This is a genomic window from Salipaludibacillus keqinensis (assembly GCF_003226325.1).
Lineage (GTDB): Bacteria > Bacillota > Bacilli > Bacillales > Salisediminibacteriaceae > Salipaludibacillus > Salipaludibacillus keqinensis.
This window is the reverse complement of the sequence record NZ_PDOD01000003.1, coordinates 410,657-436,297: the sequence shown is the minus strand read 5'-3', so window position 1 is coordinate 436,297 and position 25,641 is coordinate 410,657. Positions and strand designations below refer to the sequence as shown.

The following is a 25,641-nucleotide window of genomic DNA, read 5'->3' as shown; positions in this document are numbered from 1 at the left end:
ATGTAATAAATATATTTTTATCGCCCATCTGCTCCTGCAAGTGAGCGTTTATGTATTCAATGAAGACTTTACAAGTTATCCTGATTAAAATTGAGGAAGGGACAAAGCGCAGCAACAAAGTCCATAGTAGTTTTCTTACTCACATTTAGAGCTGTCTCAATTAGCTTTATGAGACAGCTCCACTATATATTATTTTATTTAATAACCAACGAAGAATGTTGTGTGTCTACATACCATTTTTCCTGTTCATATGCCATGGTCCAGAACTGATGCTCCAACTGGGAGCTGATTAGAAAGTATTCCATCATGTTTTCTCGTTCTTGTTTTCCCGCATTCTCTGCGCATGCGTCGATCTTATCCATGAAATTCCTTGTAATTTCCGATACTTCGTCATTTGCGTAAAAAGTAATCCAGTCATAAAAAGGATGATCTGGCCCCGGAGAGAATTCCTGCATTAACCGCCGACCAATTTCCCAGTATGACCATGGACACGGAGCAAGTGCAGTCAAAGTTTCTCCAAGCGTTCCGTTTGCTGCTACCTCTAGCATATGTCGCGTGTAATGATGGGCCGATGGGGCAAGAGGTGCCTTCTGAAGGTCGTTATATTTCACTCCTGCTACTTCACAGAAATTATTGTGTGGGTGCACTTCCTCATTCAGAACAAAACCAATCTGCTGCTGAAAAAACGTCATATCCTCCCGCGACTGGCACTTTGAAATCGCCATTCCATAAATCCGGCAGAACGTGGTTAAGTATTCATAGTCTTGTTTCACATAATGAATCAGCGCTTCTTTCGGTACATTTCCTTCCCCAATTCCTCTGACAAATGAGTGATTAAAAATCGCCTCATAAATCGGATCTGCTTCCTGCCGCAATTTTTCTGAAAATCTCATCATATCTTCCTCCTTCAATAGAATAGGAAGAACATCCACTCACTGAAACAGAAAAAAGCTTCTCTGTCTCAGGAGAAAGAGAAGCTTACGTCCACGTATCATAAAGGACATAGCCGCCACTTTCCTACGCTGGTACTGACCAGATCAGGTTCAAAGGGTCCAAGCATCACGCTTCGTCTCAGCCATCCGGCTCCCCTAGTGGATATTCTATGATTCTACCTTACAGCAACCACTTGTAAATTTCAACCAAAAATGAATCTTCTTTCCTACCCCCCCGATATAACCTTTTACGAACCCTCCCAATTGCTAATTAATTCCGTAGAAATTCTATTTGACAAATTTTCTGACATTTTTATTGCTTTTCTATTGAAAAGCGTTAAAGCACAAGTTACAATGGCGAAATACATTTAATAATCAGAAAAGTTGCAAAGGAGTATGTTTAAAAATGCAGTTGTTGGGAAAAGTCAGTCAGTTATTTAGTAAGTATTTTGCACTTATTGTCATTATCGTATCGGTTATCGCGTTTCTTACACCAAATACGTTCGCATGGATCGGTGCCTACATTACCATATTATTGGGAGTGGTCATGTTTGGTATGGGAACGACCATGAAATTGTCAGATTTTAAAGTGGTGGCCCAAAAACCTGCACCTGTGTTGATTGGGCTACTTGCACAATTTCTTATCATGCCTTTAGTCGCTTTTGTTATAGCCTATGCGTTAAACTTGCCACCGGAGCTGGCTGCGGGTCTTGTTCTCGTTGGTGCATGCCCGGGAGGAACAGCGTCAAACGTCATGGTTTACTTATCTCGAGGCGACGTGCCGGTGTCAGTAGCTATGACCTCTGTGTCTACAATGCTGGCCCCGCTTTTGACTCCACTTATTGTGCTGCTCCTCGCAGGTCAGTGGCTTCCTGTAGGAGTCGGTGATATGTTTATGTCTATTTTAGAAATGATTATTATTCCGATCGCTTTAGGGATTTTAGTTCGGAAACTATTACCGGGCACTGTAGAAAAAAGTCAAGTTGCCCTCCCGCTCGTTTCAGTCATAGCGATCATGCTCATCGTGACAGCAGTTGTCGCAGCTAATACTGAAAATATCGTCACATCAGGTGTCGCAGTATTTGCAGCAGTTGTTTTGCACAACGGAATGGGGCTCGCGCTAGGGTACTTAGCAGCAAAATGGGCGCAACTGGATGAAACAAAACGTCGAGCGATCTCAATTGAAGTAGGTATGCAGAATTCCGGACTCGGTGCCGCATTGGCAACTGCTCACTTTAGCCCACTCGCAGCGCTTCCCAGTGCCTTATTTTCAGTATGGCATAATATTTCAGGGCCGTTACTTGTGTCATTTTGGAACCGGAAGTCGAAGTCATAAAAATTATGCTGAAGTTAGAAAGATATGTTATCGGAGGATGAACAAGGCTTCATCCTCCTTTTAAAAGTATAGATACCTGTTTAGCAAAGGACAATTCTTTCAAAACAAAAGCAACCACTTGGCTACTCTATCTCGTGCTATTCCACATTCACTTCATCTACTCTTATCCCCGCAACCAAACACGATACTTTAGTGAATTGAATATCTTTTCAATTCCTCTAAAGAAAGAGACTCTAGCATATTTACTAGACTCTCTACGTTGTTCATAAATATTAACCAAGCAATTGTAGTACTGATTATAGTTGTTGATTGGCTTACACTAGCTCAATGTCTTTTGAATCATTGTTTAGACTATTTGTTCACCATATTCTTTCATAGGGGCTAGGCACTTCAATTAGCGTTTATAAAATTATATGCGAGTAAAAGTTTACGCTTACATGTAATTCTGAGATAATTGAATTTACATATATTAACTGAGGTGGAGTAGAGTGATCAAGAACAAAAAAGATATTAATCATCTAGATAAGGAAATACAAACAATAAATAGCAGATTCAATGGTTTTTCAGAAGAGTTTTATGATACCTTCGTTGAGTTATCATGGAAAGAATTAAAACATGAGTATGTAAATGAGAAGCTGCAAAAACTCCCTATAGACACAATAACTTCTCTTGCTAATAAGCTAAATTTATATGGGCTATACAATCAAGATATGAAAACTCTTGCTGATGTTAGCCATTTATCTATAGATGATTTATTAAGAATTCCTGGTATCGGTGAGAAAAGTGCTGAGGCGATTTATTATTCCACAAAGCAAATTGAAGAGTCTATTTACAAAAATTCATACCCTAAAATCAACCTAGAGAATTTATCAGATGAAGAACTACGCTTACTAAAAAGTATTTATATAAAGCAATATGTCTTAGATCATGTTGACGAGGCCAAGAAAGACTTCCTCGCATTTCAAAAATTAATAGATAAAGATCTTCAAATTGCAAAAATGAAACTTCCTTACATCTTTTCAATTTTTCAATCTAAAGAAAAAAGAGAAAAGATCAGTTTTGCCATAAATCAAATAAATGTGAAGTTCGATAGAGATAAACTCAATGAATTTAAAGAGACGATTAATTATCTAGATTCATACACCCCCAAAGATGAAGAAGTGATTAATGACTTTTTAGTTAATAATGCTACCTACTATGCTCTATTAGAAAAAATTGATGGTCCATTTAATCAGAATGATGTTTACGGATTAACGGCTGAAATTGTAGAAAAAGTGAATTCTTTTGAACTGAACACAGACGGATTAAACGTAACATTAAGAAATTATCAAGAGTTCGGAGCAAAATATGGATTAACCTATAAACGAACTTTATTAGGAGATGAGATGGGATTAGGTAAAACCATTCAAGCGATTGCCATCATAAATCATCTTCATCACGAGGAGAAAAAATATGCCATAGTTGTATGCCCATTAAGTGTCTTAGCAAACTGGAAACGGGAAATCCAAAAATTTTCGAACTTGAAAATCTTTATTTTTCACGGAAAGCAACGTGAGGATTTTTACAATCTATGGATGAAAAATGGTGGTATTATGATTACCACGTATGAACATACAAAATTTTTACAGGCTCTAGTGAGTGAAAAGCTAGATATTCTTATAGTTGATGAAGCCCATTATATTAAAAATCCCGACGCTAGACGTTCCAAAAATGTTTATCGGTTAGCAGAAATTGCTTCATACGACTTATTTATGTCGGGGACACCTCTTGAAAATAGACTAGGCGAACTGAGTCAACTAATTGAGGTGTTACAACCTGAAATCACGAACGAGATTTTTGAAAATATGCAACTACTTGAGCCTCAGCGTTTTAAAGAGGTGATTGGGCCCGTATATTTGAGACGAAATCGTTCAGATGTTCTTAAAGAGTTACCGGAGCTGAATATCATTCCCGTCTGGACTGAATTTGGTGAAAGTGAATTAACTAACTATATTGAAGCGGTAAAGTCCGAGGCCATTCACGATATGCGTAGGGCCGGATGGTCTGGTAAATCACCTAAAGATTCACCGAAATTGAAAATGCTAATGGATCTATGTGATCAAGCGAAAGAGAGCGGTCACAAAATTTTAATTTTTTCATTCTACAAATCCATTTTACAGAAAGTATATTCCCATCTAAAAGATCGAGCATTTGAACCAATTACCGGTAGTCTTTCTAATAACAGGCGTCAAGAGATTATTGACGAATTCACTAAAGCAACAGAAGGTAGTGTGTTAATTAATCAAATTGAAGCTGGCGGTGTCGGGCTTAATATTCAAGCGGCAAGCATTATCATTATTTGTGAACCTCAGTGGAAACCTTCAACAGAAGAACAAGCGATTAGTCGCGCTTATCGAATGGGGCAGGCTAAAAACGTAACCGTTTATCGATTGTTAACAGAGGATAGTATCGATGGGCGTATTTTAGAATTACTTAATCAAAAATCTGATCTATTTAATTTATATGCCAGAGACTCTGGAGTCGGAGATTTATCACAAAATATCCATGAGTCAAAATTAGCAGCTCAAGCAATCCAAAAGGAACAGGAACGATTACAAATCACAAGTTAAACAAATCTCATGTTATAGTCTTTAATGGTTGTTTCACGAAAAGTCTCATTTCAGGAAATTTTAATTGTAGATCTTTAGACAATGCTTTAGCTTTATTAGCTTAAAGCGCTTCTCCCCTATACTCATTTATTTTTGCGTAAATATCGACCTTATATTTATTTCATTTTATTTAACTTCGCACATATTCAACGATGGAGGTACACACTAAATTTCTATCATTACTTGTCCCGAGCAATACACAAGAAACATTGGAATTATTTAAGTCCAATTTATGAATATGAGCTTATATCAGCGTATGTATTAATATTGCTGTTTAATTAGAAGAATAGTGATAGGTTTCTTGAATAAAGAAGATAAATTCTTCCTTAAATCTAATCAGAATTAAATTAATTGTATTTCACTTGAGTTTAGAACTTAGATATAATTAATACAAAGAAAAGGGGGAACAAGGATGACTAAACTTATGGAAGTTCACGTAACTAAAAGAATCTAATATCTATGTATTAGAATTGTTTCACTTAAAATATTCATTAAACTACCCAATACTTTGTGACGAATTTTTAACTTTAGAAGAAATTATAAATAGGATAAATGGATATTTTAATGGAATAAGTAATTAAAATTGAAGTTGAAGATATTTGAGGATTGAAGTCAATACTATCCCGAGCTTCTATTTACTCCTTGCAAGCCCTCTAACTTTTTCCATCATTGAAACAAAAGCCTGTTTTATAATTCTGCTTGACTAATCGGCATCAACAGTGATGCAATATCCATCTCTTAACTCCTATCAATTAAAGGTGTTAAGAGATGAGATATAGTCCGACAACCTTTCCATTTCAAATCTCATTTTATTTACGTTTGAAATGAGTGTAAACTGAAGGATCTCTTGGAAAGTGCCGTAGGAATGACTTTTAAGGGATGTTATCAATCTCTCTAAACTTTCACGTACATTATTAGTATATACTTTTACTGATTCTGTAGCGTCCATGTCCTCAAAAACAGGACCGACTGAATTCTCAATCGATGCCACCCCCCTTCTACATAAGGCATCAACTGCATTGCATCAGGGTACTTTGTTTCATTAAGTTGCTTCTGTACATGTGTTAATACTTCTAATACCGTCACTGACAGTTTCAAACTCTGCTTCATGACATCAAGATGCTTCTTCATATGATTACTGCATTCTATGTATGCATCAAAACTGTGTACTTGAATGCTTTCGATATAATATTACAAAAATTAGGTAGTGATCACCAGGCACCTCAACTCTAAATAAAAATTTAAATTAGAATTACTCATCTCTGAATAATTTCTGAAATGGCTTAATGAAATAATCACAAGCTTTATTTGTACATTTGTATAATCCAGCAATAATTGCTGTTTGCTTTACTAGTTCCGCTTTTTGACCACACTTGATACATTTAGTAAACCCAGGTATCCCCATCAACTCACCCCCTTTTTCTATTATGAAAAGAAAGAGACTCTAGCATAATAACTAGAGCCTCTAAGTTGTTCGTAAATATTAACCAAGTAGTTGTAGAACTGCTTGTGGTTGTTGGTTGGCTTGCACTGCCTCAATGTCTTTCGAATCATTGGTTAGACTATATCTTCACCCTATTCATTCATAGGGGCTGGGCACTTCGAACAGCGTTTGCTGTCCTACGGATTTCATCACCATAGCTTTTGCTTTAGGTGGTCTATCCTAGTCGTTGAACCTTCTCCACTCTTTCGAGAAAGGAGCTTGGCTGCTGATTATCCATGTATCCTTGTCATTTTCAAACCATGACGTTTGTCGTTTCCAACTCCGCTGTGGTTGACAAAGCTTTAGGAAGTTCCAGCAATTCACCCAGTGGTCCTCTTACTCGTTACCAAGTAAGACGCCCTGTTAAATCATTATCCTAGTAGTTGTAAAACTGACTGAGGAGCCTGATTTGCCTGAGCTAGCATAGACTGAGAAGCTTGAGAAAGGATGTTTGCACGAGTCATTTCCATCATTTCCGAAGCCATATCAACGTCACGGATACGAGATTCCGCAGCAGAAAGATTCTCAGAAGCGTTATCTAAGTTAGAGATTGTGTGCTCAAGACGATTTTGCCAAGCACCCATTTCAGACCTTTCAGCAGAGACAGCTTTAATAGCATCATCAAGTGAAGCTATCGCCGTATCAGCACCTTCTTGATCACTGATATCTAAATCGGCAATATTTAATCCCTCTGCTCCTGTTGACATGTCATTAAAAGCTATAGTTAATGTTTGTCCATCATTTGCACCAATATGAATTTCTTTATCTTCAAAAGTTCCATCTAATAGAGATTGAGTATTAAACTCAGTATTAGCGGAAATACGATCAATTTCAGAAACAAGTTGAGCTACTTCTTTCTGAAGTTCTTCACGGTCATCATTAGTGTTAGTATCATTTGCAGACTGCACTGAAAGTTCACGCATACGTTGAAGGATACTATGAGTTTCGTCCAATGCACCCTCTGCAGTTTGAATTAAAGAAATACCATCTTGTGCGTTACGGCTAGCTTGGTCTAAACCGTTGATCTGTGCACGCATTTTTTCGGAGATTGCTAAACCAGCTGCATCGTCTCCAGCACGGTTAATACGCATACCTGAAGATAGCTTTTCCATTGAAGACTGCATTGCATTTTGGTTGATTCCCATTTGACGGTGTGTGTTCATTGCTGGAATATTGTTGTTGATAATCATAATAAAATTCCTCCTTGAGTTTGCTTCCTGTTCACATCCTTGTGAGTGGAAGTTCTTGTTTTGGTGGCTAAGAAAAGCGTCGGCCGCCGCTTCCTTTATCACCGTACAATTCTATTATCGGTCAATGTCGTAAATTGTTTAACACTTTTTTTAAAAAAGTTTCGCTAGTACCTGCATCACTCATCCAAGTACTAGCTTGTCTTCACAGTTTAAAGATTAATACAACAATATGAAAACGATAATTTATGATACAACCTCGACAACAAAGACAGCAGCACCTACGAGAAGGGTTCTGCTGTCTTTGTTATTCTACCTAACTGCCTCAACCCAGCCTCTACGAATAGCCGTAACGGTAGCATCAGTTCGGTCTCGAACTTGCAACTTCTTCAATAGATGACTAATAGTTGTACTTACTGAGGAAGTTGAAAAATACAATTCATCTGCTATCTTTTGATTGTTGTAGCCATCTAATAGGAGTTGGAGGACGTTTTGTTCACTTTCTTTTAAAATTTCTTCGACTTTATCCTTTTCCAGTACTAATTTTTTTATTGGGCGTTTATTCGTTTTCTTTCTCTCAATCTCAAGAATTAAGCTTCGATGAAGCATAGGATCTAAAACAATCTTATTGGAACGAATCGTATCTATCACAAAAGGTAGATTTTTTCTAAGAAAAGATAGTGATATTAACCCATCTATCGGCAAATGTAAAAATGACAGAAAGGATGGAGAAATGTCTTCGTTATTTACGAGGAGTACTTTGCAGTCTTTCTTTTCTTTGATTTTAATAATGTCATCTATAGAATGGATGTTTTCATCAACTGCAACAAAAAATAATATATCACTGTCATCTACTGTCCCAAATATATATTCCTGCTTTGTGACATGAACGATATTTTCATCTTTAGAAAACTGATGTAGGAAGTCATTTTCAATGACTTTCCCATTATCATAAACCACAATCCTACCAACTGATACTTTATTACCGAGCATTAAAACACCGCCTGATTTTCCATGTTAAATAATAGTAATATAGTGAAATTTAACATAGACTTAGTTATATGACAATGTTCACAGGAACCATTCAATATTTGTATATTATTGTCGAATTATAGGTTTATTTATCGATTAATAGGATGGTACTTGTTCTTATTTGGGTTTTGTAGGTGACGGAAATAGACTTTTGATCTAGAAATATTTTTAACTTTAAATTTTATAGATCAGGAAAGAAATTAACGTAGACAAAACAAAACACCCACGCTAAAAACGTAGGTGCTGCAATTGTTCTATACAGGGATCAAATATCCCTACCTCACCGCATCAACCCAACCCCGTCGTATAATTTGCACCATAGCGTCGGTGCGGTCGTTGGCGCCGAGTTTTTTTAGGAGGTGGCTGATGACGGTGCTGATGGTGGAGGGGGCCAGGAACATGATTTCGGCGATTTTTCGGTTGTTGTGGCCGTCCAAGATGTTTTGCAGAACTTTCTTTTCGTTTTCCGTGAGTATGTATTGTACGTCTTCTGTTCTTAGGACTAGACGTTTGATTGGCCGGTCTTTTAATTTTTTGCGATGGAGCTCGGTGACCAGGTCGCAGTGGAGCGACTGTTCGAGAAAGACGCCGTATTCGTCTAGCGTTTCCAAGACGCGGTCGCTTTGCTGAAGGAAATAGTCTAGGGAAACGATTCCACTTAATTCCTGAGCAAAGAATTGAAACAATGATCGCGTAGGTGCCGCCTTTGTCATGATCATTCTGTATGTATTTCGGTCCTTTACTTCCGCTAGCATGGATTCGAGCCAGTTGAACGAATCGATGTGGAAGTCGTCGATCAAAAAGAAGACGTATCGGATCTTATCCAGGTCTGTTGGGAAACTCTTTTCGATGATGACTTCCTTGTCACTGGAAATGGATGTAAGTGTTTCGACGTTTTCATCCGACAGGCATTGATCATAATCGATAAAGAGGACCTTTTCGGTAATCGCTGTATCTTGTGGAGAGTACATTGAGTGCATGATGGATCCCCTTTCATTAATCTCTACCCTTAAGAATAACTAGTATTATATAAAACGACAAGATTCGATTGTCGTAATATCTATGAGACTATTGTTGTTCAATATGGCCAAACGAGAGAATCTTTTCCTGTATAAGGAATTCAACACAAGAATGGAACTATATGAGTATAATTCATACAGTTGAAAAGCCTCATAAAGATGGAAACTTCATGCTGGGGACTTATGATTTTTTTATCGATTTTGTGAACTGCTTCAGCACATCAATGGACGTTCCCGCCGCTTCCGAGTTCTCTTCTTGAATGGCTAGGTAGATTTCTTTTCGGTGGATATCGATGTTTCGGGGCGCATCGATCCCTAACTTCACTTGGTCGCCTTCTACGCCAATGACGGTAATTTCAATATCATCGCCAATTTTAATCGATTCATTAAGCTTTCGAGTTAGTACGAGCATCGGCTAGTCCTCCTTCTTTCCAGAAGCTGTGACAGGTTCAAGGGAATGCTTTGTATGGTAACTAGATTCATTTAAAACGATCTGCTTGCCTTTTTTCTTCGCCCTGTTCATGACGATCGGCCCGCGGAGGTTCGCTGTGGATTCCTCTAGCGCATCTTTCAACGTCAAGACGACAAATAACGCCACCTCTTGCTCATCTTCAATGTCCAGCGCTTCCACCGTTTGGTCAGATAGTTTCGCTTGATAGTCCGGGAAAAAGGTGAACGGGGTCATCACCACCAAGGCAAGTCCCGGTGTATTCGTTGATTGAAGGATGAAGAAGGGGCTAGGTTCTTCGCTGAAGGGAAGAAGGACAAAGGACGTTTCTTCTTCAAAACTAGGAAGGCCCTGTTCAAACTGAATGATATTGCTTTCGTTGATATCTGTTTCACCACTGTATTTCGTTTCGATGTTCAAACTGATCACTCCATTTTTTTCTGTTTGTTTTATTGTAACGAATATATTCTTTCAAATGTTGGCCACAGCCAGATTAATATAAAAAAGCATAATGAAAACATCCGGCTAAACGACGGATGTTACAGTTGGCGGTTGATCGACCCTCCACTTACGGAGAAGTCGATATGATTTTTCTGTTGCAAGTACACGTTAGACTCCCACCGGGGAATATGGATCTGCGGGTCGTTCTTATGAACACGAATGGTAGGCTCGCTGCGATCAGCTTGAATGGAAATGTCCGACGGGCGATAGTCAATCGACACTTTCCCCATATGTTCAGGGACGGTGCCATAATTGATCTGTTTCGTGGGACGTTCTCCGTTTTGTTTCGCAATCGAGGCGATCGCATTCGTGCCGTGTTCAATTTTTTTCATTTGGTCGCCTTGCTGGGTCGTCTTGGCGATATACTGCATCACATTTTGCATCGAACGGGCAGCGAATTCGTCACTTCGACGCAACGGCCCCTTAAGATCAGCGTCAGCAAAGGCTTCCGTCTGGTCAATAAACAGTTGTGACGCAGTTGTGCTAATCCGTATACTGCCAAATTCCTGATCAATATGCATGTCGGCCTGTGGTTGGTGAATACTCATGGGAGGCCGCTGACTTTGGATCCCGGTTTGAGCTTGGGTGGTCGAGATGTTTATTCGAGCTAAATCCATCACATGGCCTCCTTATAGTGCTAATTGTTTATCTTAAGAAATCCATCAAGGTCGGTTGAATGATCCGCGAGCTCGATGAAAGTGCTGCCCGGTGAACGTTTTCTTGAGACATAAGAGCCGTAATTACTTTCTCCATGTCCGCATCTTCATTGTCAGACATGATTCGCTTCGAAATCACTTCTTGTTCCTGAATGCGATCATCGATCATTTCCACGCGGTTCATACGCGCCCCAAGTTCAGCCCGCTCGTCGACGGAGTTGTTAATATGAACATCTAATGTATCGAGCATGCCTGACAATTCTTGAGCGGTTGTGTTCGGGTCTTTCAACATGTCTTCAAGGGCTTGAACATCAGCGAATAACCCTTCAGAAAAAACGTTATTAGGCGTGATGTTCACCGGAACTTTCACGCCTTTTAACAATTCAATTTCCACGTTTTGTCCGTTCGTGGAAAACTGTCCCGCTTCCAAATCAATCGGTTTGTTCGTTGTATTCGTTCCATTAAAGATGTATTTATTGTTTGCCTGAGTATTCCCTAAAGATTCCAAATGCTCTTTCAGCTGCTGGACTTCTTTTGCGATGTTGGCCCGTTGTGTTGATTCATAAGTATCATTGGACGCTTGCACAGTCAGTTCACGAAGTCGATGCAACGTGCTCGTTGTCTTATCTAGCGCTGAGTCAGCTGTGTCCATCCAGTTGTACACTTCCGAAATGTTTCGTTTGAACTGAGACGTTTCCGCCACTTGTGTCCGGTAGCGCATTCCGTTCATGGCAATAACCGGGTCTTGAGAAGCGCGGGAAATTTTCTTTCCAGTAGAAAGCTGATCTTGATAGTTTTTGAGCTGACCATAGCTGTTACTTAAATGTTGCAAGGAGCTGTTAGCGATCATTGATTGCGTCACTCTCATGTAAATCCACCTACTTTGTTTTTATGTTAAGGTCATCCGTAAAAAATTACCGTCCTACGAGTCCCATATTATTAATGATGCGATCGAGCATTTCGTCTACCGCCGTTAAGTTACGGGCGGCAGCATTGTAGGCGTGCTGGAACTGAATCATGTTGCTCATTTCTTCGTCCAATGACACACTGCTGACAGACTGACGGTTTTGATCGACGGAGTCTCTTAACGATCCGGTGTTCCGCTCCATCCGCGCTGCTTCATTCGTATCGACGGCCATTTGTCCAATGACCCCTTGGTAAAAACTTTGCACGTTCGTCGTGTCCCCGTCAAAATCTAATCGATTGTCCTTCACGTCGGCCAGCGCCAACGCATTGGAACCGTCACCGGCAAAAGCTTCTCCTAAAGGTCCGTTTAAAGCACCGCCTGTTCGTCCAGGATCACCAGACGCAGCGATGTTATCAAGGCTGTCCATGATCGTTTGCGACACTCGGAGTTGTTTTGCTGCTCCTTTTCCATCGTCATCTAGATCTTGGCGATAGCTGAAGAAAGCAATTTCGCTATGAGCTTCATTTTCTATTTCTGATAAACTCCAACCCGCTTCGTGCACAGCGTTGAATTCACTAGCAAATGTGTTAGCCATCACGTCTAAGTTTCTCATCATATCGGGGTAGAGACCTCGTTCTTCTCCACCTTCCATATATCCGTAAGCTTCAATGGCGCCTCGAAGGGAACCAGGTGATTGAAAGTCTTCAAACCCAACCGTATTGCCGCCAAAGGAAATACCGGTAACTAAACCGTCCAAGCGGTCATTTTCACTTTTCGGTTCAACGGACATTTGGTTAATCGTCAAGTTCTCCCCGTTGACTAACTGCACATCGTTCAACCGTTGGCCGTTGTTATCGAGCAAATAGATCGAATATTTGCCTTCAGCCATATCCTTTGATTGACCGCCGCTGTTGACCCGCTCCACTTCAATATTCACAAACTGGGATAGCTCATCTACGAGCATATCGCGCTGATCGTAAAGGTCGTTGGGCAGCATGCCATGTGGCTCGACGGAACTAATTTGCGAGTTTAATTTGTTAATCTGATTAAGTAGCGAATTCACTTGGTTTTCTTGAACACCAATTTGTTGTTGGTAATCCCGCTGAATTGCTTCTAACGAGTTATACGTATAGTTAAACGTCTCTGCTACAGCAATTCCTCGCTGTCTTACGACGGAACGAGCCCCTGAATCTTCAGGGTTGACGGAAAGATCTTGCAACGATTCCCAGAAGCGATCCAAGGTGTTTGCTAATCCGTCCTCCGTAGGTTCGTTCATGATGTCTTCCATTTTCTCTAAAGACGTATGGCGAGAATCCCAATAGCCGTTCTTGTTGTTCTCCGCACGATATTGCATATCAAGAAAGGCTTCCCGAACGCGCTGGATTTCTCCTGCTTTCACCCCTGTACCTAGTTGCCCTGGAATACCAGGCTTGTTGAATCCCGGGTTTGGAAAGGCTTCCGTTTGCGTGAAGTTGACCCGCTGACGGGAATACCCTTTTGTATTGGCGTTGGCGATATTATGTCCCGTTGTATGTAAAGCAGCCTGCTGCGTGCTCAACGCACGTCGGCTCGTTTCTAATCCATGAAAAGTTGAAAGCATCGTTGTCTCCCCTTTGGTTGTCTATCTAAATTTCACGCCGGAAAATTGTTTTTTTTCAAAAAAAAATGATCCGTTCCTCATCACACCTTTGAATCAAACAGCGAACGACCGCCCGGGTCAAACCCGTCGTCATCGTCCTTCTCCCCACCACCAGAATAACTACTAAACTGGTTCTGCGGAGACATGGCATCAAGGGACAAGTTCACAAATCGCAACGAGTCTTGTAACATTTGCTCATTGAGACGGTTCTGCTCTTTCAACTGATGAATTTCCGTCATGAGCCTCTGTTGCCAATACTGCAACTCTTCCCGCTCTTCTTCCGGAAATAATGGCGTCAACTGAGCCATCGTTACGTTCTCTTTCACTAGCCCCTTTTCATCCATCCACTGCTGAACGAGGTGGTGGCGCGTATTTTCCAGCTTTCGGAGCTGCTGAATCAATGGAGACTCGTCCTTCATTACTTGCTCCAGACCTTCCATGTCCCCTTTTTTAATCACTTCTTCTTTTCGGACTGCCTGCTCATTAAATCGCTCATGAACCACAGTCATCGCTTGAAAAATTTGAATCAGCTCCTGCACCACGCACCACACCTCGCTTTTATTGATTCCAGAAATCGTAAAACTTCTTGGCCACTTCCTGGTGATTGACCTTGTACGTGCCCTGTTCAATCTGTTCCTTCACCTCATTGACACGCTCTTGCCTCTCAGGTGAAACCCCCTGCGACTTAGCCATTTCCTTCGCCTCAGACGAAATCTCTACTTGATCAGACTTCTTTATCTGCTCTTGATTTTGCTTTTGTTGCGCCTCTTGCAGCTTTCGGTACGCCTGCACCGACTGCATCGGATTAATCTTCATACCTTCCACCTCCTGGAATAATTCCTTCCATCTATATGAGTGATCGACCTGAATTCTGTATCATCTATTAACTATATCGGACGTTTCACGCCAAACTTTAGTTCTCTTAGGAAAAATCCTGCTGAATTACCGTTATTCTTCCCTTTTCTCTATTTAGATTAACATCCTTGCACGTGGTTAGGAGCTCTGCTTCGAATTGTGGGCGCTATAATCTTAGATTGCGCGCTATAATATCGGGTGGGCGCGCTATACTTTGGATGGCGCGCTTTAACCTTGATTTATCGCGCTATAATTATGCGTCGTTGCGCTATAAATTTGATTTACGCGCTATATTCTTGAGTTGGCGCGCTATAATATCAGGTTGTTGCGCTATAAACTTGGATTGTGCGCTATAATCGTGAGTTCATGCGCTTTAATCACTATTTGTTGCGTTCACTCCAAGATTTGTGGCGTTCCTCTCAAGATATGTTGCGCTACACTCATTATTTGTTGCGCTCCATACAAGATTTGTTGCACTCCATCCAAAATTTATGGCGCTCCACTCATCTTCAAAGCTACTACTTTCTCTTCACCCGTTCATCCAACGTAGAATAAGTCTTATATCGGGCACTTTCTCGCTCTTTCTTTCGTCCTTCAAATGCTTGCTGGCGATCGCCCGCCTGGAGATCCGATTGTATCTCCCCTCGGCATCCCGCACAAATGCGGCCTTCTCGGATCTGGTTTCCGCACTTCTCACATGGATACGTTAAATTTGGAAACTGTGAAAGATGCAACCGGCCCTCACGAATAAACCGAATGATCAAATCCTTCTCTACACCCGTACCTTCATGAACTTCATCCATCGTCGCCTGCCGATTCCCTCGTTTTCGAATAAAGGTGTAGACTTGCTGATACTTCTCTTCCACCTCACGAGCACATCCATCACACACAGAACGCAACGCCTTCACAAACAACTTGTCGCAATTCGGACAGTTTGCTAAATCAGCCATGATCCCCACTCCTTCAATTGAATCTCTATATAAACTATATCGACCACATTCAACAAACCTTAACCTTTACTTTTTCAACTTGCCCGTAGCCCTCGCAACGGTCACCGCCAGCACTTCAACCGCCCCCGCTTCATACATCACCGATGCTGCTGACCGCAACGTGGAACCCGTCGTGTAAATGTCGTCTACTATCAACACACGTTTTCCGCTCAACTCCAATCGCTCCCCCTCTTCAGACATACGAAATGCCCCTTCAAGTGCTGCCATCCGTCCGCGTCGGTCCCTTTTACTCTGCTTCTCAGTCGAAACCGTTCGCACTAATAAATGCCGAACCCGAAACGCCCCGGCCAGTAATTCCGCCTGATTAAAGCCCCGCTCCCACAACCGATCATCAGCTAGCGGAATCACCGTCACCACATCTATTCGCCCCGCTGATTTCGCCAATTTCTTTAATTTCCCGGAAAATAATGTCGCAATTTCTGCATCACCTCGGTACTTAAACGTCGCCATCACTTCTTGAAGAAAGTCATTATAGCTATACAGTGCCCGGTGCTTTAAAGAATGATTTTTCCAACGATCTTCCTCTCCCCACCGGGAACAATCACGGCACAGAAACTGGGGCTTTGAAACAAATGAGGCTGACCGTTTTACCGTTGAATCGACAAACTCGTGTCCTTCTTGTTCCACTGGCCGGCCACACATGTCACAACCAGTTTCCTTAATTTCTTCTAATTTCCCTTCACAAGCGGGGCAAAGAAGCTTTTCCTCTGATAATCCCAAGGCCCACGTCCAGTTGACCTCTCCAGAAAACACTTCATGACAATACAAACAGCGATTCGTCTCGGACAAATGGTCTCTCCAACTTGTCATCGAATCCCCTCCTTATTCATCAATTTAATATGTCGCACTGCTTTGATCATTTCTTTTGTTTTCCCGTGATGAAAGAAGATCACGTCTCCGTCAGGTTGATCAGGACTTCTGCCTACTCTGCCAGCAATTTGCACGAGAGCAGATTCCGTAAATATTCGGTCTTCCGCTCCAAATACGGCCACTTGCACGCCTTTGACCGTAACTCCTCGTTCTAAAATGGTCGTCGTCACTAAAACTCTCGTTGCCCCTTCTCTGAATTTGCTCACCTTTTCCCGCCGATCCGGGTCGTTGGCATGAACAGCTTCGACAGTGACTTGTTGGCATGAAGCCTTGATCCCATTGACTACTTTCGGCATTAACTGAATATGAGGAACGAATAGAAAGACTTGATTGCTCTTTTCGATCTGTTCACGAAACCAAAAGATAAGGGCGAATGGTAACCGATCTTTCTCTAGCCTCTTTTTCCAATTTCCTGCCCACGTTAGTTTTGGTACGGGAAGATCATGGCCGTGGTATCTTCTTGGCACTCTCACATGGGGAAGCTTTCCTATCTTCGCCTGGCGAATTAATAAATTTGGTGGTGTGGCGGTGACATAGACGGTTAAACTGGCGCGAGTGCGAGCGTTCTTGACAGCATATTGAAGTTTGGCATCATACGTATAAGGAAAGGCATCGACTTCATCGATAATTACGAGAGAGAAATGATGATAGAAACGGAGGAGCTGGTGGGTCGTGGCAATAACAAGTTCGGCTTCGCTGTAACGTTCAGAGGGTTCCAGTCCGCCATAATAAGCACGAACCTTGGTGTTCGGAAAAGCGGCCGTCATTCTTGGCAACAATTCTAGTACTACATCGGTCCGAGGCGTGGCAACAAGGACCGGATCGCCTTGATTTAGGGCTTTGTGAATAGCTGGATAAAGCATTTCTGTTTTTCCTGATCCGCACACCGCCCAGACTAGGAATTCCTGATGGCCTTCATAAAGATCAGATACTTGCTCTTTCAAGGCTTCGGCAGCTTTGTTCTGCGCTGGGGACAACGTTCCTTCCCAGCCAAGGATGTGCTCTTTTTTAGATGGTCGACGATCTCCATGCCACGTCAATAGTGGACTGCACTGGGACACTCTTCCCATCATGAGACAAGCTCGGCAATATCGACACGATTGCCTGCAGCGGGCACACTGGATTTTTCCAAACAAAAAAGGGTCCTGATTGCCACAACGTTTGCACGTGAGTTTCGGTTGAGTCATCATGGCAGACTCATATTGAATAAAGCCTTGATTGACGTGTTCTTGAATAAGCTGTAGTGGAATTAGCGCGGTGATTTCGTCTAACAAAAGGCGACGGCCTGTCATCATTTTTCTTAATTCATCTGTTTCTTGAAACGTGCCATTCACTTGCGGAAAGGTGTTTTGATTGTGAGGGAGGTCTGTTAGTCGTACGAGAAGATTCATGGCATGGGGATGGTCTATTGGAACAAATGGTTCCGGGATTAGCCTGGCCATTTTACTATTTGGCCTTTCTTCCTTGGGGATAGAATAAAAACGCATAAGGATGCGCCTCCTTTATTAGTCATGTGGGTAGAAAGAGGGGGAGTTGAGAGGGTGGTTCAAATCGATCGGAACGGATGCAACGGGATCCATTAGACACAGGTCCAACGGCCGTCGCAAAGATTCCTTCTATAATGATATCTAACTAAACGTAGAATCAACCCAACCGATGCCAAGACTACCTTCACCGAGGTGCGTCCCGATCACTGGCCCGAAGTAACTAATATAAACCGTCGCGTTTGGATATTTCGTGCGAAGCTTTTCGGCGATTTCTTCTGCCTTCTCAGGTCTGTTGGCATGAATGACAGCAATGTCCAGCGGGGCACCGTCTTTCGCATCTTGATCTAATAAGGAACAAATTTTCGCTAAGGCCTTTTTTTCTGTCCGGACCTTTTCATATGGAACAATCACTTTGTTGTCGAAATGAAGCACGGGTTTGATTTGCAAGAGACTTCCAACGAATAGCTGAGCGCCATTTAATCGGCCGCCACGGTGGAGGTGGTTTAAGTCATCTGCCATGAAATAAGCACGGATGTGATTTTTCATCTCGTATAGGTGATCAAGGATGGCTCTCGCTTTGTAGCCTTGTTTGGCCATTTTTGCCGCAGAGAGGACGTAGAATCCTTGAATCATGCAGCTCACTTCTGAATCAAAGACGTGAACTTCCACATCTCCGGTCATGTTTCCAGCCGCAAGCGCCGTTTGATGCGTGCCACTAATTCCGCTTGATAAGGTGATCACGATAATTTGATCATGGTCATCCGCCAGTTTCTGAAACGTCTCCTCGAACAGGCCAATCGCAGGTTGAGAAGTGGTTGGCAGTTGTTCTGTTTCTTTCATTTTCGCGTAGAACGCTTCTGTCGTAATTTCCTTTTCTTCCTGAAAGGCTTCATCTCCAAAAATGACGTTCAGAGGAACCATCGTGATGTTATGTTGTTTTCTTAAATCTTTCGGTATGTAAGCCGTACTGTCAGTCACTATGGCGATTTTACTCATGACGATTTCTCACTTCTTTCATTTTTGTTTTCATTTCTTGCCGGAGACCTAAGTTTGTTTAAACAATACCCTAATAGTACCAATTGATTGAACCGGCTGTCTACACAAAGATGCACCTGCTTGTCGAAAGCAGGTGCTTAGCTTGTCCTATCCTTCCCTTCGTCATTCCTTTACAGAACAAAGTGATTCGACAGAACGAAGCTCACTTAATTTACTTTAACCCAGCCGTTTTTAATGCCATCTACAACTGCTTGTGTGCGGTCGTTCATGCCCATTTTTTGTAAAATATTACTGACGTGGTTTTTCACCGTTTTCTCACTAATATAGAGGGCTTCTCCAATGGCACGGTTACTCTTACCATCAGTCATCAATTGCAATACTTCACACTCACGTCGAGTAAGAAGATGAAGAGGACGTCGGTATTCCACTTCACGGAAGCCGATTTCCGTTTCCGGTCCGTTATCGTTAGCTAATCGACGGTATTCATTTACTAAATTGTGTGTGACTTTCGGATGAATGTACGCTCCGCCATCTCCAACCACTTTCACCGCTTCAATTAAAGCTTCTGTATCCATTTCTTTTAATAAATAACCTGAAGCGCCTGTTTTCAAGACATGAGTGACATACGTTTCATCATCATGAATCGATAGAATCAATACTTTCACTTTCGGGAAAGTTTCGACCAAGTTCTTCGTTGCTTCCATTCCATTCACGTTCGGCATATTAATGTCCATAAGGACCACGTCGGGCTGGTTTTGACGAACAAGGTCGATCACATCTTCCCCATCGCTGCCTTCTGCAACCACTTCAAAATGATCTTCCATCGACAGAATACGTTTTACACCTTCACGAAACAGTTGGTGGTCATCAATGAGTACAATCTTTAAGTTATTTTCCATGGTATTCTCCTCCTAATTATTTAAGTAGTTCTCCTAGTATGTTCATGTGAAATGTCGTCTTCATTAAGCATCGTGCACTATAAATCGTTTGTATATCGGTCAATGAACGGAACTTCTTAGTTCTTTTGTATTGTTTTATTTTTACTAGTTAATTATTCGGACTCTCCGTGGGGACTCACCGGAATTTGGACCATAATTAATGTTCCTTTGCCTGGCTTAGAGTCGATACTTAACTTGCCATCCAGCATGTTGATCCGTTCTTTCATCCCTACAAGACCAAAACTGCCTTCTTTTTTCAGCAATGGGTCGAATCCTTTTCCGTTGTCTTTAATAATTGCGGTGACTCGTTTATCCGTCAATTCCATCTTCACTTGAATCTCTGAAGGGGCGGCATGCTTGCACGCATTTTGGATCGCCTCTTGGACAAACCGGAAAATAGCTACTTCCATATTTGCTGGAAAACGTCGTTCTCTCCCGATATTCTTAAAGGAAATAGAAATACCGGTATGCTCTTCGGCGTTTCGTATATACTTAGCAAGCGTAGGTACCAAACCTAGATCATCCAACGTCATCGGCCGTAAATCATAAATAATACGTCGGACCTCGCCTAATGAATCCTTAACCATCTTTCGTAAATCACGAATTTCGATCCGGGCTTTCTCTACACCTTGCTGATCAAGGATTTTCTCCACTAATTCTGATCGCAACATGACATTCGCCATCGTCTGTGCCGGTCCATCATGGATTTCCCGGGAAAGTTTTTTCCGCTCTTCTTCTTGGGCATGAATGATTTTCAAGCCGAATTGCTGCATTTGTTCCGCATCCGCTACCATATCTGAGACGAGTTGCAAGTCTCCTGTTAAATAATTTATGACAACATTGATTTGGTTAATGAGATGATCTGCTCGCTCCATCGTTTCGCCTAATTTCATCAATCTTCGTTCAATATGATTGCGGCGATCGCGAAGCTGCTTTTCTTCTTGGTGCAACAGCGCCAGTTTCACTTGATAATCGTTCGCTTGTTCATACGCCTCACGAACTTCTGTATCGCTGTAATGGGAAAAATGCTTGCTCACTTCAGCCAATCGGTTTCGGGCAAAACGAGAATGAAGTTCTGTTCGTTCCGATTGTTCAATCATTTTAATGACTTTCTTCTGAATATCTGACAACTCTCTTTTCAAGTTGTCGTATTCATTTCTTGACTCTTCGCCAATTTCGAAAATTTCTTCCTTACTTTTTCCGACCATATCCATCATTTTGTCTAATATAAATTCAATTGATTGAACGGAGCCCATCAAACCCCTCTCTTTCTGCTTCGAAAAATAGTAGTGTAATTGAAAGAGTAAATGATCTCAAATTTGTCCCTTTATTAAAGACTCTGATCTAGTCATGAAAAGTAGCTGGTGATTGAATGGGCAGCCTGCGACTGCGTTCGCACAGTGTTGATCCAGTGTCTATATGATGAACAGAGTGATTTTAATACTTACTCTTCGGAACAGATGTTGCATCCAAATAAGAGATTCTAATCTCGTTGTCAAATCGGAACAACTCTTGTTCTAAAAATCGTAACCAACTTTAGATTTATGGGGGTCATCAGTCATTCGATTCATTTTTATACAGTTTTAACAATTTTTCTTTCATTTACATGTTCATTTTCTATCATATTAGCAATCAATATTCTTGTCGAAAATGATTCGTGTGGTAATATTATCCTAACTATAATTTCCGTAATATTCCATTCACGTCGGCGGATAGTCAAGGTTTTATTCTTCGATGTCTTCTCAATAGCAGTAGACTTGACACGCCCTATTATCCATCATACCCTAATTTTATAAACATTCATCACAATATGTGTACTTTTCTATATTTTTTTACAATTACTTGCCATAGACGAACGATACGTTAGGAGAGGTTATTTATGCTTCCATCTTATTATACCGTGAAAGAGTCCGGAGAACACGAAATAACCATCCAAAAGTCACGGTTTATTGCTCATGTGAAACGTGTGACTTCAGAGGAAGACGCTCAAGAATTCATTCAGTCCATAAAAAAACAGCATTGGAATGCGTCACACAATTGTTCTTGTTATATGATCGGGGAAAACGATCTAATCCAAAAAGCCAACGATGACGGAGAACCATCTGGAACCGCTGGCGTGCCTATGCTAGAAGTATTAAAAAAGCGACAGTTGAAAGATACCGTGGTCGTCGTCACACGCTACTTTGGCGGAATCAAACTAGGTGCAGGGGGATTAATTCGCGCGTACGGGAGTGCTGTAAGTGAAGGCTTGAATGGTACGGGAGTTGTGGAGAGGAAATTAATGAACATCTACGCTGCTATCTTTGACTACACGTTGTTAGGCAAAGTGGAAAACGAGATTCGTTCATCTTCCTACATATTAAAAGAAATACACTACTTAGAAAAGGTGAAACTGGAAGCGTACGTGTCCCATGGAGAGGAAGCATCTTTTGAAGAATGGATCGCCAATCTAACGAGTGGCCAAGCACTGGTGGAACACACCGGGCAAGCCTACTTAGAGCAGGACGTTCAAGCTCCTGGGAAATAAAGAACAAAGACCGTCAAGGCAATCCTTGGCGGTCTTGTCGTTCGTGTCATATGTCTTCCTTGACTTCTATGTAACTTTGTAAGCTTTGAAGTTTCTTCTCTCCAATGCCGGTAACACGAAGAAGATCGGCTTCGCTTTTGAAAAGGCCGTTTTCTTCTCTTTCAGCAATGATTTTACTTGCTAAATCATCTCCAACACCAGTAATACTCTTTAATTCTTCTAAGTTCGCTTTGTTTACATCTACTAGACTTTCGGCATGATCAGAATCTGATTGCTCATTCTCATCTAATTCTTCGTCGTCGCTACCAGTTTCCTCTTCAAGGTCTAGCTCGTTTTCAAACTGGGGAGAGACTTGTTCGTTACCAGCGACCTCAACCTCGTGTTCAACGACAATTTTTTTACTTAAAAAAGGGAAAACAACTTTCCATAGAACCAATATAGAACCTAGGAGTGCTAATCCTTTTTTTATCATCTCATCCGCCTCCATTATGCTACGTTAACTGTATTATATCAGTAGAACTGGCGGTTGTCGCTATCCTATTTCACCTATCTACGAATAGTGATACAGTTTGATGCCGTTTTTACCCTCGTTTTTTATATTATACATGGCGGCATCGGCTTGAGAAATCAATGTATCCAGGTCTTCGTCAACCGAGGTGAATTTGCTAATCCCGATACTCGGTGTGATGGATATAGATTCCCCATCCACTATAAAGGGGGAGCATAACGCTCCTTGCAGTCGTTCTGCAACTTGAATAGCTTCGTCGATCGTTAATCCGTTAATAAACGCCACGAACTCGTCCCCACCAATTCGTGAGACCATGTCCTTTTTCTTCAATGACCTGGTCAACCGTTCTGCTGCAAGCGACAAGAGTTGATCCCCTGTTTGGTGACCGTACGTATCATTGATTTGTTTGAATGAATCTAAATCCAGAAAAATGATGAACGCTTTTTCATAGTCGAACGTTCGATTCCGTTGCTGGTCGTGAACATATTGATACAGTTGCGAGCGGTTCGGTAGCTTCGTTAACGGATCGTGATAGGCTAGAAATTCAATTTTCTCTTCTGCCTTTTTTCGATCGGTAATATCTACTAACGCCCCTTCAATTCTCTCAAGCATTGGCTCCTGCTCAGACATGACCGGGAAAAATTTAGCCGCCACCCACATAATATTCGTCTTGGAAAACTGAATTCTGTACTCTACTGCCATCGTTTTTCCTTGATAAATTTCCTGCTCAACCTTACTAATAAAGGGCAAGTCGTCAGGGTGAATCAATGATTTCCACAGGACTGGACTAGACGATTTCTCTGTTTTCGAAAAGTTCTCAAGTGCTTTCATCCCTGACGAAACCGTGTGTATCCCACTAATAGGATTGTAAGAATACGTAATGATGTTAGCACTCTCTAATATGTATTTCAGTTTTTCCTGACTTTCGTTCAAGCCATGCCACACTTGTTCCGTGAAATTGCTTTGAAAAATCAGGAAGACGGAAACAAAAAGGGTAAATAGCAAAATATAGGCAATATCAGCTGGTTGATTATTTGAGAAAAATTGATCTTGATACGTAGTAAAGGTAATGAACGTTAATAAAAGAGTGTATGCTGCAGCCATCAAGATCACTTTGGTCCTATTATACAAAGAACTAATCACTAAGCCTAACCAAACAAATATGTAAGATGAAAACCCAGGGGAATCCATAATGACATAAAATAAATAGACAAAATACACGGAAAGGATTAAATACATCGTCCTTTTAGCAGCCACTTGTTTCCAAACGATATAACAGAGCCCGGCAATTAAGATCAAGCCTATCCATGGATAACTACTTATATTTCCTTGAAGGATGTACCCAAGCAAAAGGCTAAGAAAATAAAAGCAAATAAGCAACTGCAAAACCAACCGATTCCGTTTATGGATAAAATTCCGCTCATGTTTCAATGATTTTCTTAACCTCCTCTAACAATAGTTAGTCTAATTAATAGGGAAAAGTCATGAGTCTATTATACTCGGTTTCAGAGTGTTTGTCTCCTATTTTTTTCCAACTTATTCCTCTAACCGAAAGGAACTAGCCTAGAATCATTAAAATGAGCGTAATCGTAAATATACTTAGCAACGTCGTGATCAGCGTTATGCTGGAGACCAACTTCGGTTTCGCATCAAACTCTACGGCGTACATGACAATCGTCGCGGCAGACGGCATGGCAGCGGCCACAATAAGCACCTTCGCCAGTAACGGATCTAACGGCATTAGAAGGGTAATTCCCCAAGCAATCATAGGTGATACGACGAGACGAACCACTACAGCGAATGAAACTTTACTCCACTCAAAACGAGCCCACTTAATTTGAGCTAACTGCATACCAAGAATTAACATCACTGTCGGGATCGCCGCTTGTGAAATCAGTTCCACTGGTTGCATGAAATTATCAGGTATTTGTATTTGAAACGATTTTAATAGGATCGCTAACAAGACGGCATAAGTTACCGGCATTAATAAAAGGACTCTCAATGCTGTTTTCACACCGGAAACTCCCCGTGCCGCATAATACACGCCGAAAAAATTCATGATAACAGCCTGCAACACCATAAACGAGACGGCATACGCAAATCCTTCTTGTCCATAGGCAAACAAAATGATCGGAGCCCCGTAATTCCCTGAATTCATAAATGCAGTGGACAGGATGAGTCCACTTTCCATGCTGGACGAGTACTTTCGTTGCCAAGCATAAACTTTGTTAATGATGATTAACGCGAATAACAACGCAAGGGCAAAGACAATCATGTAAGCGTACTGGATGTTCATCTCTGCCTGGTAAAAAGTCTCGAACACTAGAGCTGGAGTCAAAATATAAATAGCTAGTGTGGAAATGGGCTTGATATCTACCTTGCGCCACTTCTGCACAACATAACCTATCAAGAACACAAACATCACTGGCAAAACAACGGATATAAAAATAGTCATAAACAGATCGCTTCCTCACTGAACATTTGCACAAGGCGTTCGGATTCTAAGTAAGATTTTAACACTTTATTTCGGTGCCTGTACAAAGTTTTTTAAGTCGAGAGATTTATAGTTAAACCTTATCTATTTTTATTTACACAGATCTAGTTAATATGTGGGTTTGAATGATTTTGCCTTCCCCCTTTCAAAGCGACTACAGGACGACCT

At 41.4% G+C, this 25,641-nt stretch carries 25 protein-coding genes and 1 riboswitch; of the genes, 3 read left to right on the top strand and 22 right to left on the bottom strand.

Going from position 1 to position 25,641, the window contains the following annotated elements:
* Window positions 1–194: 194 nt before the first annotated feature.
* The gene (gene tenA / locus CR194_RS14210; protein WP_110610343.1) at window positions 195–893 is read right to left on the bottom strand and encodes a thiaminase II; all 699 of its coding nucleotides are present in this window, start codon (window positions 891–893) and stop codon (window positions 195–197) included.
* 104 nt (window positions 894–997) lie between these two features.
* A riboswitch (TPP riboswitch) is annotated at window positions 998–1,100 on the bottom strand.
* 238 nt (window positions 1,101–1,338) lie between these two features.
* Here tenA and CR194_RS14205 point away from each other — a divergent pair.
* Window positions 1,339–2,268, top strand: coding sequence for a bile acid:sodium symporter family protein (locus CR194_RS14205; RefSeq protein WP_110610342.1), 930 nt, complete (start codon window positions 1,339–1,341; stop codon window positions 2,266–2,268).
* A 488-nt stretch (window positions 2,269–2,756) separates the two neighbouring features.
* Complete coding sequence (locus tag CR194_RS14200; protein WP_110610341.1) at window positions 2,757–4,877, top strand: SNF2-related protein; 2,121 nt, start codon at window positions 2,757–2,759, stop codon at window positions 4,875–4,877.
* A 966-nt stretch (window positions 4,878–5,843) separates the two neighbouring features.
* On the opposite strand, the gene CR194_RS14195 is transcribed toward CR194_RS14200, so the two are convergent.
* The 18 genes from CR194_RS14195 to CR194_RS14115 all read right to left on the bottom strand — a co-directional run bounded on the left by CR194_RS14195 (window position 5,844) and on the right by CR194_RS14115 (window position 21,200).
* A complete protein-coding gene (locus CR194_RS14195; RefSeq protein WP_110610340.1) occupies window positions 5,844–6,047 on the bottom strand; it encodes a hypothetical protein in 204 nt (67 codons plus the stop codon).
* A 121-nt stretch (window positions 6,048–6,168) separates the two neighbouring features.
* Window positions 6,169–6,321, bottom strand: a complete 153-nt coding sequence (locus CR194_RS20310; RefSeq protein WP_158282280.1) for a hypothetical protein — start codon at window positions 6,319–6,321, stop codon at window positions 6,169–6,171.
* Window positions 6,322–6,770: 449 nt separating this feature from the next.
* Window positions 6,771–7,589 carry a flagellin N-terminal helical domain-containing protein gene (locus CR194_RS14190; protein WP_110610339.1) on the bottom strand — a complete coding sequence of 273 codons (819 nt, stop codon included), beginning with the start codon at window positions 7,587–7,589 and terminating at the stop codon, window positions 6,771–6,773.
* A gap of 309 nt (window positions 7,590–7,898) precedes the next feature.
* Window positions 7,899–8,579 (bottom strand): LuxR C-terminal-related transcriptional regulator, encoded by a 681-nt coding sequence (locus tag CR194_RS14185; protein WP_110610338.1) that lies wholly within the window; start codon window positions 8,577–8,579, stop codon window positions 7,899–7,901.
* Between the two features lie 314 nt (window positions 8,580–8,893).
* A complete protein-coding gene (locus CR194_RS14180) occupies window positions 8,894–9,598 on the bottom strand; it encodes a helix-turn-helix transcriptional regulator (protein ID WP_110610337.1) in 705 nt (234 codons plus the stop codon).
* 220 nt (window positions 9,599–9,818) lie between these two features.
* Window positions 9,819–10,049 (bottom strand): carbon storage regulator CsrA, encoded by a 231-nt coding sequence (gene csrA / locus CR194_RS14175; protein ID WP_110610336.1) that lies wholly within the window; start codon window positions 10,047–10,049, stop codon window positions 9,819–9,821.
* A gap of 3 nt (window positions 10,050–10,052) precedes the next feature.
* Complete coding sequence (gene fliW, locus CR194_RS14170) at window positions 10,053–10,505, bottom strand: flagellar assembly protein FliW (protein ID WP_110610335.1); 453 nt, start codon at window positions 10,503–10,505, stop codon at window positions 10,053–10,055.
* A 119-nt stretch (window positions 10,506–10,624) separates the two neighbouring features.
* A complete protein-coding gene (locus tag CR194_RS14165; RefSeq protein WP_110610334.1) occupies window positions 10,625–11,203 on the bottom strand; it encodes a DUF6470 family protein in 579 nt (192 codons plus the stop codon).
* A 28-nt stretch (window positions 11,204–11,231) separates the two neighbouring features.
* Window positions 11,232–12,110 carry a flagellar hook-associated protein FlgL gene (flgL, locus tag CR194_RS14160; protein WP_110610333.1) on the bottom strand — a complete coding sequence of 293 codons (879 nt, stop codon included), beginning with the start codon at window positions 12,108–12,110 and terminating at the stop codon, window positions 11,232–11,234.
* 46 nt (window positions 12,111–12,156) lie between these two features.
* Window positions 12,157–13,749 carry a flagellar hook-associated protein FlgK gene (gene flgK / locus CR194_RS14155; RefSeq protein ID WP_110610332.1) on the bottom strand — a complete coding sequence of 531 codons (1,593 nt, stop codon included), beginning with the start codon at window positions 13,747–13,749 and terminating at the stop codon, window positions 12,157–12,159.
* A gap of 80 nt (window positions 13,750–13,829) precedes the next feature.
* Window positions 13,830–14,327, bottom strand: a complete 498-nt coding sequence (locus tag CR194_RS14150; protein WP_110610331.1) for a flagellar protein FlgN — start codon at window positions 14,325–14,327, stop codon at window positions 13,830–13,832.
* A gap of 19 nt (window positions 14,328–14,346) precedes the next feature.
* Complete coding sequence (flgM, locus tag CR194_RS14145; RefSeq protein ID WP_110610330.1) at window positions 14,347–14,604, bottom strand: flagellar biosynthesis anti-sigma factor FlgM; 258 nt, start codon at window positions 14,602–14,604, stop codon at window positions 14,347–14,349.
* Window positions 14,605–15,161: 557 nt separating this feature from the next.
* A complete protein-coding gene (locus CR194_RS14140; protein WP_110610329.1) occupies window positions 15,162–15,593 on the bottom strand; it encodes a TIGR03826 family flagellar region protein in 432 nt (143 codons plus the stop codon).
* A 66-nt stretch (window positions 15,594–15,659) separates the two neighbouring features.
* Window positions 15,660–16,463: a ComF family protein gene (locus tag CR194_RS14135; protein WP_110610328.1), complete on the bottom strand. Its 804-nt coding sequence runs from the start codon at window positions 16,461–16,463 to the stop codon at window positions 15,660–15,662.
* Window positions 16,460–18,010: a DEAD/DEAH box helicase gene (locus CR194_RS14130; protein WP_110610327.1), complete on the bottom strand. Its 1,551-nt coding sequence runs from the start codon at window positions 18,008–18,010 to the stop codon at window positions 16,460–16,462. Before CR194_RS14130 ends, CR194_RS14135 begins: the two co-directional genes overlap by 4 nt.
* Window positions 18,011–18,151: 141 nt before the next feature.
* Complete coding sequence (locus CR194_RS14125; protein WP_110610326.1) at window positions 18,152–19,006, bottom strand: DegV family protein; 855 nt, start codon at window positions 19,004–19,006, stop codon at window positions 18,152–18,154.
* 206 nt (window positions 19,007–19,212) lie between these two features.
* Window positions 19,213–19,905, bottom strand: a complete 693-nt coding sequence (locus tag CR194_RS14120) for a response regulator (RefSeq protein ID WP_110610325.1) — start codon at window positions 19,903–19,905, stop codon at window positions 19,213–19,215.
* Window positions 19,906–20,057: 152 nt separating this feature from the next.
* Window positions 20,058–21,200, bottom strand: coding sequence for a sensor histidine kinase (locus CR194_RS14115; protein WP_110610324.1), 1,143 nt, complete (start codon window positions 21,198–21,200; stop codon window positions 20,058–20,060).
* A gap of 623 nt (window positions 21,201–21,823) precedes the next feature.
* Here CR194_RS14115 and CR194_RS14110 point away from each other — a divergent pair.
* Window positions 21,824–22,471, top strand: a complete 648-nt coding sequence (locus tag CR194_RS14110) for a YigZ family protein (RefSeq protein WP_110610323.1) — start codon at window positions 21,824–21,826, stop codon at window positions 22,469–22,471.
* A gap of 46 nt (window positions 22,472–22,517) precedes the next feature.
* On the opposite strand, the gene CR194_RS14105 is transcribed toward CR194_RS14110, so the two are convergent.
* The 3 genes from CR194_RS14105 to CR194_RS14095 form a co-directional block, all read right to left on the bottom strand.
* Entirely contained in the window at window positions 22,518–22,943 is a 426-nt protein-coding gene (locus CR194_RS14105; protein WP_158282279.1) for a ComEA family DNA-binding protein, read from the bottom strand.
* Between the two features lie 78 nt (window positions 22,944–23,021).
* The gene (locus CR194_RS14100) at window positions 23,022–24,410 is read right to left on the bottom strand and encodes a diguanylate cyclase (protein ID WP_110610321.1); all 1,389 of its coding nucleotides are present in this window, start codon (window positions 24,408–24,410) and stop codon (window positions 23,022–23,024) included.
* Between the two features lie 127 nt (window positions 24,411–24,537).
* Window positions 24,538–25,434: an AEC family transporter gene (locus CR194_RS14095; RefSeq protein WP_110610320.1), complete on the bottom strand. Its 897-nt coding sequence runs from the start codon at window positions 25,432–25,434 to the stop codon at window positions 24,538–24,540.
* Between the last annotated feature and the right edge of the window lie 207 nt (window positions 25,435–25,641).

Excerpts from the sequence above, each read along its gene's own strand:
- tenA (WP_110610343.1), bottom strand. The coding sequence starts at position 893 with ATGAGATTTTCAGAAAAATTGCGGCAGGAAGCAGATCCGATTTATGAG.
- CR194_RS14205 (WP_110610342.1), top strand. The coding sequence starts at position 1,339 with ATGCAGTTGTTGGGAAAAGTCAGTCAGTTATTTAGTAAGTATTTTGCA.
- CR194_RS14195 (WP_110610340.1), bottom strand. The coding sequence starts at position 6,047 with ATGAAGAAGCATCTTGATGTCATGAAGCAGAGTTTGAAACTGTCAGTG.
- CR194_RS20310 (WP_158282280.1), bottom strand. The coding sequence starts at position 6,321 with ATGGGGATACCTGGGTTTACTAAATGTATCAAGTGTGGTCAAAAAGCG.
- CR194_RS14190 (WP_110610339.1), bottom strand. The coding sequence starts at position 7,589 with ATGATTATCAACAACAATATTCCAGCAATGAACACACACCGTCAAATG.
- CR194_RS14185 (WP_110610338.1), bottom strand. The coding sequence starts at position 8,579 with ATGCTCGGTAATAAAGTATCAGTTGGTAGGATTGTGGTTTATGATAAT.
- CR194_RS14180 (WP_110610337.1), bottom strand. The coding sequence starts at position 9,598 with ATGCACTCAATGTACTCTCCACAAGATACAGCGATTACCGAAAAGGTC.
- csrA (WP_110610336.1), bottom strand. The coding sequence starts at position 10,049 with ATGCTCGTACTAACTCGAAAGCTTAATGAATCGATTAAAATTGGCGAT.
- CR194_RS14165 (WP_110610334.1), bottom strand. The coding sequence starts at position 11,203 with ATGGATTTAGCTCGAATAAACATCTCGACCACCCAAGCTCAAACCGGG.
- flgL (WP_110610333.1), bottom strand. The coding sequence starts at position 12,110 with ATGAGAGTGACGCAATCAATGATCGCTAACAGCTCCTTGCAACATTTA.
- flgK (WP_110610332.1), bottom strand. The coding sequence starts at position 13,749 with ATGCTTTCAACTTTTCATGGATTAGAAACGAGCCGACGTGCGTTGAGC.
- flgM (WP_110610330.1), bottom strand. The coding sequence starts at position 14,604 with ATGAAGATTAATCCGATGCAGTCGGTGCAGGCGTACCGAAAGCTGCAA.
- CR194_RS14140 (WP_110610329.1), bottom strand. The coding sequence starts at position 15,593 with ATGGCTGATTTAGCAAACTGTCCGAATTGCGACAAGTTGTTTGTGAAG.
- CR194_RS14135 (WP_110610328.1), bottom strand. The coding sequence starts at position 16,463 with ATGACAAGTTGGAGAGACCATTTGTCCGAGACGAATCGCTGTTTGTAT.
- CR194_RS14130 (WP_110610327.1), bottom strand. The coding sequence starts at position 18,010 with ATGCGTTTTTATTCTATCCCCAAGGAAGAAAGGCCAAATAGTAAAATG.
- CR194_RS14125 (WP_110610326.1), bottom strand. The coding sequence starts at position 19,006 with ATGAGTAAAATCGCCATAGTGACTGACAGTACGGCTTACATACCGAAA.
- CR194_RS14120 (WP_110610325.1), bottom strand. The coding sequence starts at position 19,905 with ATGGAAAATAACTTAAAGATTGTACTCATTGATGACCACCAACTGTTT.
- CR194_RS14115 (WP_110610324.1), bottom strand. The coding sequence starts at position 21,200 with ATGGGCTCCGTTCAATCAATTGAATTTATATTAGACAAAATGATGGAT.
- CR194_RS14110 (WP_110610323.1), top strand. The coding sequence starts at position 21,824 with ATGCTTCCATCTTATTATACCGTGAAAGAGTCCGGAGAACACGAAATA.
- CR194_RS14105 (WP_158282279.1), bottom strand. The coding sequence starts at position 22,943 with ATGATAAAAAAAGGATTAGCACTCCTAGGTTCTATATTGGTTCTATGG.
- CR194_RS14095 (WP_110610320.1), bottom strand. The coding sequence starts at position 25,434 with ATGACTATTTTTATATCCGTTGTTTTGCCAGTGATGTTTGTGTTCTTG.